Here is an 11,907-nt window from a genome sequence, read left to right on the forward strand (position 1 = left end):
GGTACACCCACGCCCCCAGATCCGCCGGCAACTCCAACGGCTCCCGCGCCGTCACCAGCACCAGACTCTCCGACCGCTCCGGCACCAGCGCCCGCACCTGCTCCGGGTCCACCGCCTCATCCAGCACCACCGTCACCGGCAGCCCCTGCAGATGCTGGTGGTACAACTCCCCGAGCCGGCGCACCTGCTGCTCCGCCGAAGCCCCCTCCCGGAACAGCAACTGCTCACGCGGAGCCCCGAGCCGGTTCAACAGGTGCAGCAACGCCTCCCGAGTCGACAACGGCGCCTCACCCGCCGCCGGCGCCCCACCCCGCAGGTCCACCACGCACGCCCCGCGGAACTGGTCCCGCAGAGCGTGCGCCGCCCGCAGCGCCAACGCCGTCCGGCCCACCCCCGGCTCCCCGTGCAGCACGACCACCACCGGCCGCGTCTCGGTGCTGGCCCGCGCCGTCCGCACCCATTGCGCGATCCGCGCCAGCTCCGCCCGCCGCCCCGTGAACAGGGCATCGGCGTCCGGGAGCTGCCCGAACGACTGCTCCAGCATGCTCCGCCGCCGCGCCTCGGCACTCCGGTCCACCCCGCGCAACTGCGGCGGCACGGCCCCCCGCCCCGGCCCGGCACCCACGGCACCCACGGCGCTCCCCGAACCCGGCGCCCCTGCCCCGGCCACGGCCACGGCCCGCTCCTGCTCCAGGAAGGGCCGGATCCCGCGCACCTCCAGCGCCGTCAGCCACTTCAGCCTCAACTGCTCCGGCCCACCCGGACGCCCCGCCGCCCCGGCCCGCCGGTTCGCGGCCGGCACGTGCACCGCCGCCACCCGCACCGCAGCCGTCACGGCCCCCGCCGCACCCACCACGATCCCCGCACTGACCGCCGTACCCGCGTCGACCCCGAAGGCCATGTCAGCCCCGGCCGCGGCCGCCGCCGCCACGGCCGTCACCAGCAGGGCCGTCCCGCTGCTGGTCCGCCGGAACACCTCCCCGAGCGACTGCTCCCCGGCGGCGGCCTCGTCCAGGGCGGCCACGTACGCCGCGTACTCCTCACCCGCCACCCCGGCGAGCCCGTCGAGCGCCTCCCGCCCCCGCGCGAGCAACACCTCCGCGTCCACCCCGCCCCCCGCCCGCCGGACCTCCTCCCCGACGGCCCGGACCAGCACCCGCTCGGCCTCGACACGATGGCTGTCCCGCATCGGCATCCTCCTCGGAGAGCTCCGCAAACGTGCGCCAAGTGTCCTGCGGGACGGTCCGCAGCGCGAGTCAATCTGAGCTAATTCAGAGGGAGTTGGGCCACGAAAGGCCATCCCCGCGCATATATGCGCGCCATAGGCAGTGGATCGTGCCGCACTTTGAGAAAGTGCCCATCCAGGACCATCACTTCCCTACCATTCGTCCCGAGAGCAGAGGGGGTTGTGGTGCGCGAGGATCATGCGACCCTGGTCGGGTTGGGGCTCAGCCCGGAGGAGCTGGAAGTCCTGGGACTGGACCAGCCCGCAACGGCGGAGCCGCCTGGACTCATGGACGCCTACCTGCGCCGTAGCGACAAGAAGGAAGACCTGGCCACGCTGCGGGGGCACTTGCGAGACGTCGTGCGATGGGCGCGGGCCAACGGACTCCAGATTCGACACGTCTGGTTCGAACAGCTCTCGGCCTCCAAGTCCTACGTGCGGCGCCGCGAGTTCGAGAAGGCCACACAAGCGATCATGGACGGCAGGTCCAAGACGCTCGGCGTGTGGAAGACGGACCGCTTCGACCGGCGCGGCATGGGGGCGGTGGGCCGGATGCTCGACGAGTTCGACCGCCGGCAATCGCGGCTCGTCTCCGTTTCCGAGGGGCTGGACTCATCACAGGGCGGCCGCATGGTCTTCGCGATCCTGAGCGAACACGCCAGGGAGGAAGCGAAGGGCATGGCGAAGCGCGTGAAGATCGGCCATGACTCGCACAAGGCGGAAGGTCGAAGGGGAACGGGCAGGCCCCCGTTCGGTCTCTACAGTGCCCCCGGAAGCGGCAAGGTCGAACCCCATCCCGACGAGTACGGCGCAGCTCGCAGGCTGGCGGACCTCTTGCTCGACAAGAAGACGACGAAGGACACGGCTCACCAGCTCAATGAGGAGGGGTACCGGACCCGGAGCGGTGCCACCTGGTCGCCCACGGCGGTGAGCAAGCTGGCTCAGTCCCCGCTCTTCGCGGGTATGGTCCCGGTCCGGCGGCGCAGGACGGACGAGCACGGCAACCCCTTGGAGAGTTGGGAGGGGTACGGCGAGCCTCTGCGCGACGAGAGGGGCGAAGTCGTCCTGTGCGGTGAGGGGGTTGTGACGCCGGGCGAGTGGTTCAAGATCAAGACGCTCATCGCCGAACGGACCGACGAACGGTGGGCGAAGGGGAAGCCGGAAGCGAAGTACCTGGGGACGGGGAGCTACCGATGCGGGCGGATGCGGGACAAGAGGGGTGCGGGCGAGCTTGAACCGTGTGGCGGCTCGATGAGCCACCGTGGCGGACGCTACCGGTGTGAGGTCCGGCAGACGCGGGGCAAGTCCATCTGCGAGGGAGTGGTGACCCTCGCAGAGCGCATCGACCACGCGGTTGGACAGGCTTGGATCCACCACATCACAGCCCTGGAGCCCGGTGACCCGATGGTCGTCGAGATCGCCCGCCGGTGGCTCGCCTTCGCGGACCCCGAAACGCAGGCGAAGAAGGAAGAGGCCCAGAAGGCCCTTGAGGCCGCCCAGCGGCGTGTGAAGAAGCTCGAAGACGACTTCTACGTGTACGGGAAGATGGACGAAGAGCGCTTCGAGGAACTGAGCGAAGGGCAGCGTGCCGTCATCGAGAGCATCGCCGCGACCCTTGAGGCGTTGGATGCGGAGGCAGCCCTGTCGCCCCTCACCCAGATCGACACCCTGCGTGAGGCGTGGGAGGCGGCGGACATGTCGGACAAGCGGATGCTCCTGAAGTGTGCCCTTGGAAAGAAGGGCATCACGGTCAAGCCCGCCGCACGGCAGGGAGACCACACCCCGATCCTGGAACGGCTCGAGTTCGACTGGCTGTCGAAGAAGGACACCCCTACCGAGCTGTGAGTTCGAAGCGCAGGGACGGGCACCGGAAGCGGCCCTGTTCACGTGCTGCCCCTGTGGCGCATGGGCGAGGCGGGGGAGGGTGCGCAAGGATGGGACCATGCCCAATCGACTCGCGCAGGCCACATCCCCCTACCTCCTCCAGCACGCGGACAACCCCGTTGACTGGTGGCCATGGGAGAGCGGCGCGTTCGAAGAAGCCCGGCGACGCGATGTCCCCGTGTTCTTGAGCGTCGGCTACAGCGCTTGCCACTGGTGTCACGTCATGGCGCACGAGTCCTTCGAGGACGAAGACACCGCTGCGTACATGAACGAACACTTCGTGTCCGTCAAGGTGGACCGTGAGGAGCGGCCCGACGTGGACGCCGTCTACATGGAGGCCGTACAGGCCGCCACCGGGCAGGGCGGCTGGCCCATGTCCGTCTTCATGACGCCGGACGGCGAGCCCTTCTACTTCGGCACCTACTTCCCGCCCGAGGCTCGACACGGCATGGCGTCCTTCCGGCAGGTGCTCGAAGGCGTGCACAACGCCTGGACGGGCCGCCGGGACGAGGTGGGAGAAGTCGCGGGGAAGATCACTCGGGACCTTGCGGGGCGGGAGCTGAGTAGCGGGGCCGCCGGAACGCCCACCGAGGAGACCCAGGCCCTGGCGCTCCTCCAACTGACGCGGGACATCGACCCCGCGAGCGGCTGGTTCAAAGGAGACACCAAGTTCCCGCCTTCGATGGTGATCGAGTTCCTCTTGCGCCACCACGCGCGTGCCGGTTCCGTGGCGGCGCTGGAGATGGCGGAAGGGCTGTGCGGTGCGATGGCCCGTTCGAGCCTGTACGACCAGGTGGGAGGCGGGTTCCACCGGTACGTGCTTACGCCGAGGGTTGGTGGACCCTTGGTGCCGCACTTCGAGAAGATGCTGTACGACAACGCGTTGCTGTGCCGCGTGTACGCGCACCTCTGGCGGGCCACCGGGTCCGATCTCGCGCGGCGGGTCGCGCTGGAGACCGCCGACTTCATGGTGCGGGAACTGCGGACGTCCGAGGGCGGGTTCGCCTCCGCGCTCGATGCCGACAGTGAGGAGGAGGGCAGCGGGCGGCACGTCGAGGGGGCCTACTACGCGTGGACGCCCCGGGAGTTGGCCGAGGTGCTGGGGGAGGCCGACGGGGAGCTGGCCGCCGCGTACTTCGGGGTGACCGAGGAGGGGACCTTCGAGCACGGGAAGTCGGTGCTGCAGCTGCCGCAGGACGGGCCCGTGGTGGAGGCCGGGCGGCTCGCCTCGATCCGGGAGCGGCTGCTCGCGGCGCGCGGGCGGCGGCCGGCGCCCGGGCGGGACGACAAGGTGGTGGCCGCCTGGAACGGGCTGGCGATCTCCGCCCTCGCCGAGTGCGGGGCCTTCTTCGAGCGGCCGGACCTGGTCGAGCGGGCGATCGAGGCCGCCGACCTGCTGGTGCGCGTGCACATGGACGGGATGGCCCGGCTGGCGCGGACCAGCAAGGACGGGCGGGTCGGGGTCAATGCGGGGGTGCTGGAGGACTACGGGGACGTCGCCGAGGGGTTCCTGACGCTGGCCTCCGTCACCGGGGAGGGGGTGTGGCTGGAGTTCGCCGGTTTCCTCGTCGATCTGGTCATGGCCCGGTTCACGGCCGAGGACGGGTCGCTGTACGACACCGCCCATGACGCCGAGCGGCTGATCCGGCGTCCCCAGGACCCCACCGACACCGCCGCCCCTTCGGGCTGGACGGCCGCGGCCGGGGCGCTGCTGTCGTATGCCGCGCACACGGGTTCGCGGCCCCACCGGGAGGCGGCGGAGCGGGCGCTCGGGGTGGTGCAGGCGCTGGGGCCGCGTGCCCCGCGCTTCATCGGGCACGGTCTGGCGGTGGCGGAGGCGCTCGTGGACGGGCCGCGCGAGGTGGCGGTCGTGGGGCATCCGGAGGATCCGGGGACGGCGGCCCTGCACCGGACCGCGTTGCTGGGGACGGCTCCCGGGGCGGTGGTGGCGGTCGGTCTGCCGCGTGCGGCGGACGGGAGTGGTGGGGAGTTCCCCCTGCTGGCCGAGCGCACGTTGGTGCGCGACCTTCCTACGGCGTACGTGTGCCGGCACTTCGTCTGCGCGCGTCCTACGACGGAACTCGTCGAGCTGGCAGACCAGTTGGGTGTGGTTCGCCCCTGATAGGTCTGGAGTAGCGTCAATTCCGGTTGCGGTACATCAACTCGGAAATGTGGTTTTTAACTAGACGGCGCCTCAGCTTCACATGCGCTGCCTAGTCTCATGTCTCCGGGAGTCACCGAGACGCGCACTGGGGGGTGCGCACGAGGGGGAACACGGGGACGGCGGGCCGGGGGGCCCGCGCCACGTCTCCGGGGGTTTGCCGGTTGCCGCCTGGGGTTGCGGCATGTCTGTGGGGGACGGTTTGTTCACCTCTGTCGTTATATCCGCCATTTCTTTTGCGCTGTTCTGGGTGGCTGCCTTCACCCTGTGGTGGCAGATGCACGCCTGGCGCACGCCCGAGACGCTGGCCTCGACGCGCTTCGACCGCCCCGACGGTGGGGATCGGCTGGCCTTCTCGCTCCTGCTGCCCGCCCGCCACGAGCAGGCCGTGCTGGAGCACACCATCGACCGGCTGCTGGAGTCCAGCCACGCCGATTACGAGATCATCGTGATCGTCGGCCACGACGACCCGGAGACGGCCGCCGTCGCGGAGCGTGCGGCCGCCGGCGCGCCCGAGCGGGTCCGGGTCGTGGTCGACCACAACGAGACCAAGAACAAGCCGAAGGCCCTCAACACGGCCCTGCCGCACTGCCGGGGTGACATCGTCGGGGTCTTCGACGCCGAGGACCAGGTCCATCCCGAGCTGCTCTCCCATGTCGACCACGCCTTCCGCGCCACCGGCGCCGACGTGGTCCAGGGCGGGGTCCAGCTGATCAACTTCCACTCCAGCTGGTACAGCCTGCGCAACTGCCTGGAGTACTTCTTCTGGTTCCGCTCCCGGCTCCACCTGCACGCCGAGAAGGGGTTCATCCCGCTCGGCGGGAACACGGTCTTCGTCCGCACCGAGGTGCTGCGCGAGGCCGGGGGCTGGGACCAGAACTGCCTCGCCGAGGACTGCGACCTGGGGGTACGGCTCTCCTCGGTCGGCAAGAAGGTGGTCGTCGCGTACGACTCCGACATGGTCACGCGTGAGGAGACGCCGGGCTCGCTGATGAGCCTGCTCAAGCAGCGCACCCGTTGGAACCAGGGCTTCCTGCAGGTCTACCGGAAGAAGGACTGGCAGCAGCTGCCCGGCCGGGGCCAGCGGTGGCTCGCCCGCTACACGCTGATGACCCCGTTCATGCAGGCGGCCTCCGGGGTGATCATCCCGGTGAACTTCGCCGTGGCGGTCTTCCTCGACGTGCCGGTCGGGATCGCGATCATCACCTTCCTGCCCATGATCACCGCGATGGTGACCTTCGTCTTCGAGATCGTCGGCCTGCACGACTTCGGCCGGCAGTACGGGCTGCGGGTGCGTTTCGTGCACTACCTCAAGCTCATCGTCGGCGGGCCGTTCTACCAGGTGATGCTGGCGGGCGCCGCGATCCGGGCGGTCTGGCGCGAGCAGCGGGGCCGCAACGAGTGGGAACTCACCAGCCACACCGGCGCCCATCTGCAGACCGCCGGCGCCGGCGCCACGCACTCCTCCGCCCCGATCCGAGAGGACGCCCACCGGTGACCGCCACTGTCCCCACGGCCACTGATCCCCAGCCCGCCGACGCGCCCACCGACGCGACCGCCGGCCCGCAGCTCCTGCCCGTACGCCAACTGCCCGGCTCGCGGCGCCCCGCCGGCCCCGGCCCCGGCGCCGGTGACGGCAGTGACGTTGGTGACGCAAGTGACGCAAGTGACGGCGGTGACGGCGGCAGCCCCGGCGTCCGGCCGTCCGCCGGCCCGGCCCGCCCGATGGTCCGTTTCCGTTCCTCGCGCCCCGACCTGCTCCTGTGCGGGGCGCTGCTGCTGGTCATCGTCCTCGTCCAGGGCTGGAACCTCACCGACTTCCCGGCCCTGAGCGACGACGAGGGCACCTACCTGGCCCAGGCGTGGGCGGTCCAGCAGGGCGAGGGCCTGGCGCACTACACGTACTGGTACGACCACCCGCCGCTCGGCTGGATCCAGATCGCGGCCCTGACCTGGCTGCCGTCCCTGTTCGTGCCCGACTGGATGACGGTCGCGCCGATGCGTTTCTCGATGCTCGCCGTCTCCGCCGCCAGCGCCGTACTGATCTACGTGCTGGCGCGCCGGCTGTGGCTGCCGCGCTGGGCGGCGGGGCTGGCGATGGGGCTGTTCGGGCTGTCGCCGCTGTCGGTGGTGCTCCAGCGGGAGATCTTCCTCGACAACCTCGCCGTGATGTGGATGCTGCTGGCGTTCTGCCTCGCCGCGTCCCCCAGCCGGCACCTGTGGCACCACTTCGGTTCGGGGCTGGCGGCCGCCACCGCCGTCCTGACCAAGGAGACGATGCTGGTGGTGCTCCCGGCGCTGCTGGTGACGATGTGGCGCCACAGCCACCGTGACACCCGCAAGTTCGCCGTCACCGGGGCCATCACCGCCTGCGCGCTGATCGGCCTGTCGTACCCGCTGTACGCCCTGCTCAACAACGAGCTGCTGCCCGGCGCCGGGCACGTCTCCCTCATCGACGGCATCACCTACCAGATGAGCCGGCCCGGCTCCGGCTTCATCCTGGACCCCGGCTCCGGTTCGAACGGTGTCTTCCGGTCCTGGCTGTACTACGACACGGTCCTGCCGCTGGGCGGCCTGGCCGGCGCGGTCCTGCTGCTGGTCACCCACCGGTGGTCGGTGACCGCCCGGGCGCTCGCCGGTCCGGCGCTGGCCGCCGTGCTCCTGGCGGTGGTGGCGATGCGGCCCTCCGGCTACCTCCCGGCGATGTACGTGATCCAGGCCCTGCCCTTCCTGGCCCTGGTCCTCGCCGCCGCCGCGGCCAGCGTCACCCACGCCGTCCTGCGCCGGCGCCGCGGGCCCGGGGAGCGGCGGGCGCTGGTGTACGCGCGGTGGGCGCTGGCCGGCGTCCTCGCCGTATCGGCGGCCGCGTACGTGCTGCCGCGCTGGTACGAGGGCGACCGCACGGCCCTGACCGCCGACGCCAACGCCCCCTACCGGCGGGCCGCCGCCTGGCTGGGCCGGGAGGTGCCCGATCCGGCGCACACCCGAGTCCTCGTCGACGACGCGCTCTGGCTCGATGCTGTTCACTCCGGTTTTGCACCCGGACCGGGTGCCATCTGGTTCTACAAGGCGGACCTCGACCCGGCCGTCACCAAGACCCTGCCGCGCGGCTGGCGGGACATCGACTACGTAGTCTCCTCGCCCACCGTGCGTCGCGACGCGGTGGACCTGCCCACCGTGAAGGCTGCTCTTGAGCATTCGACCGCGGTCGCCGTCTTCGGTACGGGCGAGGACCGTATCGAGATCCGCCGCACCGACCGCGAGAGTGGGAGCTGAACCACCATGAGCGAGGACCTGTGGCCCCCGCACGCCCTGGAGCATCCGGAAGTCGACACTCCGCCGGTGTCGTCCGGGCCCGGCGGCGTCACCCTGATCATCCCGACCTTCAACGAGTCCGCCAACGTCGCGGAGTTGCTCAGGCAGCTGCGCGCCTGCCTGCCCGCGCACCCGCCCTGTGAGGTGCTCTTCGTCGACGACTCCACCGACGACACCCCCGCCCTGATCGAGAAGGCCGCGGCCGACTGCCCCTTCCCGGTGGCCGTCCTGCACCGCGACAGCCCGGCCGGGGGCCTGGGCGGGGCGGTGGTCGAGGGCATCGCGCGGGCCGGCTCGGACTGGATCGTCGTCATGGACGCCGACCTCCAGCACCCGCCGCACCTGGTCCCCGAGCTGGTGGGGGAGGGCGAGCGCTCCGGCGCCGACCTCGTCGTGGCCTCCCGCTACCTGCCCGGCGGCAGCCGGGCCGGACTCGCCGGCGGCTACCGCGTCGCCGTATCGCGGGGTGCGACCTGGCTGGCCAAGGGGCTCTTCCCGCGCGCCCTGCGCGGGATCAGCGACCCGATGAGCGGGTTCTTCGCCATGCGCCGCTCGGCCGTCACCGGCGCCGTGACCGGCGGGGCGCTCAAACCGCTCGGCTACAAGATCCTGCTGGAGCTGGCCGTCCGCTGCGGGCCGGCGAAGACCGCCGAGGTCCCCTTCGTCTTCCAGGACCGCTTCGCCGGGGAGTCCAAGTCCACCGCCCGCGAGGGCCTGCGCTTCCTGACGCACCTGGCCGCCCTCCGCTCGGCGAGCCCGCTCGCCCGGATGATCGGCTTCGGTCTGATCGGGCTCTCCGGTTTCGTCCCCAACCTCCTCGCGCTGTGGCTGCTCACGCACGCCGGGATGCAGTACCTGGCCGCCGAGGTGGTGGCCAACCAGGCCGGGGTGCTGTGGAACTTCCTGCTCATCGAGACCCTCCTCTTCCGCGACCGCCGCCGGCACCGCCACTGGGCGGACCGCGTCGGGCGTTTCGCCCTCCTCGCCAACGCCGACCTGCTGTTGCGGATCCCGCTGATCGCGCTGTTCGTCGACAGGTTCGGCCTCGGCGTGCTGCCCGCGACGGCCCTGGCGCTGGTCACCACCTTCGTCCTGCGCTTCGTCGCCACCGAGGCCCTCGTCTACCTGCCGCGCGGGCCACGCGCGGCGGCCCGTAACCGCCCCACGACCAGGAGTTGAGCCGCACCGAAAGGACCACCCGCATGCGAAGGAAGATCCGACGGAGGGCAGGGCGCAGGGCCGCGCTGGCCGCCGTCGGGGCGATGACCGCAGGCCTGCTGCTCACCGCCCCGCAGCAGGCCACGGCCGGAGCGCCCAACCTGCTCACGAACCCCGGTTTCGAGACAGCCGGCGCGCCCGGCTCCGACATGCCGTCCTGCTGGGAGAAATCGGGCTGGGGCGACAACGACTTCACCTTCGCCACCGTCGCCGACGCCCACAGCGGCACCAAGGCCGTGCAGGTCTCGCTCACCCGCCGGGTCAGCGGCGACCGCAAGGCCCTGGTCACGGAGAACGCCACCTGCGCCCCGGCCGTCGTGCCGGGCAAGCAGTACGACCTGTCCGCCTGGTACAAGTCGAACACCCCGGACGTGGCGGTGACCGTGTTCCGCCATGACACCGCCGCCGGCTGGCAGTACTGGACGGACCTGCAGAACCCGCCGGTGAGTGCCGCCTGGTCGCGCACCCAGGTGCGTACGCCCGCCGTCCCGCCGAACACCGACAAGATCTCCTGGGGGCTGTCCGTCTACGGGGTGGGGACGCTCACCACCGACGACTACGCGCTGGAGGAGGTGGGCGCCGTCCCGCCCCGGCCGACGTGTACGGGGACCGCCGAGGAGTGCGCCAAGGGCAAGTGGGAGGTGATGGGCACCCGGAACCCGGTGCGCTCGATGCACGCCGTGGTCCTGAAGAACGGCAAGGTGCTGCTGATCGCGGGCTCCGGCAACGACATCTCCCAGTTCAACGCCGGGACCTTCACCTCCGCCGTCTACGACCCGGTCGCCGGGAGCGTGAAGACGATCCCGACGCCGGTGGACATGTTCTGCTCGGGGCACGTGCAGCTGGCCGACGGCCGGGTGCTGGTGATGAGCGGCAACAAGGGCTACCCGTCCGCCGACGGCAAGATCGGCTACCAGGGGCTGAAGGACTCGTACGTCTTCGACCCGGCGACCGAGACGTACACGAAGACGAACGACCTGAACGGCGGCCACTGGTACCCGTCCGCGACGATCCTCGGCAACGGTGACGTGATCTCCTTCGGCGGTCTGAAGGAGGACTCCACGGGCAACGTCACCGCGGAGAGGTTCTCGGCGGCGCAGAACAAGTGGCTGCCGCTGGACCAGGTCCACCAGACCTGGTCGTACTGGGGCCTGTACCCGTCGATGATCCTCATGCAGGACGGCCGGCTCTTCTACTCCGGCAGCCACACCTTCGGCAACGGCACCGCCGGCTCGGGTTCCTCCGTCTACGACTACGGGGCCAACACGATCACCGACGTGCCCGGGCTGCGCAAGAAGGACGAGCGCGACGAGTCGGCGAGCGTCCTGCTGCCCCCGGCCCAGGACCAGCGGGTGCTGACCATCGGCGGCGGCAACAACGAGACCAACCCGGCCGCGAACCGGCTCACCGACCTCATCGACCTGAAGAAGCCGAGCCCCGCCTACACCGCGGGCCCCGACCTCCCCCAGGGCCTCGTCGACACCGGTACGGGCAAGCGCCCGCAGACCGGGGCCGAGGGGAAGATGTACGTCTCCGCCGTGCTGCTGCCCGACGGCAAGGTGCTGGAGACCGGCGGCGGGCTGCACGACCGGGCCGACCCGGTCTTCGAGGCCTCCTTCTTCGATCCCGGTACCAACACCTACCAGCCGGGCCTGGCCACCGACCCGATCCCGCGCACGTACCACTCGGGTGCCTTCCTGCTGCCCGACGGCCGGGTCATGTCGGTCGGCGACAACCCCGGCAACGGCACGTACAACCACGCCGTGTCGGTCTACACCCCGCCCTACCTGTTCAAGGGTCCGCGCCCGAAGCTCACTTCGGTGATCGACACCGAGTGGGTGTACGGGGACACCCAGCGGATCACCGTCGACCGGCCCATCGCCAAGGCGGAGCTGATCCGCCCGGCGGCGGTGACCCACTCCTCCGACCCCAACCAGCGGTTTGTCGACCTGCCGATGAGCGTGGTCAACAACACCACCATCGACCTCAACGTCACCAGCAACCCCAACCTGGCGCCGCCCGGCTGGTACATGCTCTTCGGCGTCGACGCGGCCGGCATCCCTTCCGTCGCCACCTGGGTCCACCTGGGCGGGGCGCCCTCGCC

At 70.9% G+C, this 11,907-nt stretch carries 7 protein-coding genes; 6 read left to right on the plus strand and 1 reads right to left on the minus strand.

All coding sequences use genetic code 11. From position 1 onward, the window contains the following. Positions 1–1,189, minus strand: a 1,189-nt coding sequence (locus tag VR44_RS23975) for an AAA family ATPase (RefSeq protein WP_045949651.1), incomplete at its 3' end; no start/stop codon positions are given. A gap of 222 nt (positions 1,190–1,411) precedes the next feature. Between VR44_RS23975 and VR44_RS23980 the strand changes: the two genes are divergently transcribed. The 6 genes from VR44_RS23980 to VR44_RS24005 all read left to right on the plus strand — a co-directional run. Next, positions 1,412–3,070 (plus strand): recombinase family protein, encoded by a 1,659-nt coding sequence (locus VR44_RS23980; protein WP_169791039.1) that lies wholly within the window; start codon positions 1,412–1,414, stop codon positions 3,068–3,070. Between the two features lie 97 nt (positions 3,071–3,167). Beyond that, positions 3,168–5,231 carry a thioredoxin domain-containing protein gene (locus tag VR44_RS23985; protein ID WP_045949653.1) on the plus strand — a complete coding sequence of 688 codons (2,064 nt, stop codon included), beginning with the start codon at positions 3,168–3,170 and terminating at the stop codon, positions 5,229–5,231. Between the two features lie 241 nt (positions 5,232–5,472). Then, a complete protein-coding gene (locus VR44_RS23990; RefSeq protein ID WP_045949654.1) occupies positions 5,473–6,768 on the plus strand; it encodes a glycosyltransferase in 1,296 nt (431 codons plus the stop codon). 227 nt (positions 6,769–6,995) lie between these two features. Continuing rightward, on the plus strand, positions 6,996–8,546 hold the full coding sequence (locus tag VR44_RS23995) for an ArnT family glycosyltransferase (protein WP_045949656.1): 1,551 nt from the start codon (positions 6,996–6,998) through the stop codon (positions 8,544–8,546). Between the two features lie 6 nt (positions 8,547–8,552). Then, entirely contained in the window at positions 8,553–9,764 is a 1,212-nt protein-coding gene (locus tag VR44_RS24000; RefSeq protein WP_045949655.1) for a glycosyltransferase, read from the plus strand. 23 nt (positions 9,765–9,787) lie between these two features. Further along, positions 9,788–11,907 (plus strand): galactose oxidase early set domain-containing protein (locus tag VR44_RS24005; RefSeq protein WP_211275114.1); only part of this gene is annotated, 2,120 nt, incomplete at its 3' end.

The organism is Streptomyces katrae (assembly GCF_000966975.1).
Lineage (GTDB): Bacteria > Actinomycetota > Actinomycetes > Streptomycetales > Streptomycetaceae > Streptomyces > Streptomyces katrae.

What these genes read in the sequence shown, in the direction of transcription:
- VR44_RS24000 (WP_045949655.1), top strand. Translation starts at nt 8,553, where the DNA reads ATGAGCGAGGACCTGTGGCCCCCGCACGCCCTGGAGCATCCGGAAGTC.
- VR44_RS23985 (WP_045949653.1), top strand. Translation starts at nt 3,168, where the DNA reads ATGCCCAATCGACTCGCGCAGGCCACATCCCCCTACCTCCTCCAGCAC.
- VR44_RS23995 (WP_045949656.1), top strand. Translation starts at nt 6,996, where the DNA reads ATGGTCCGTTTCCGTTCCTCGCGCCCCGACCTGCTCCTGTGCGGGGCG.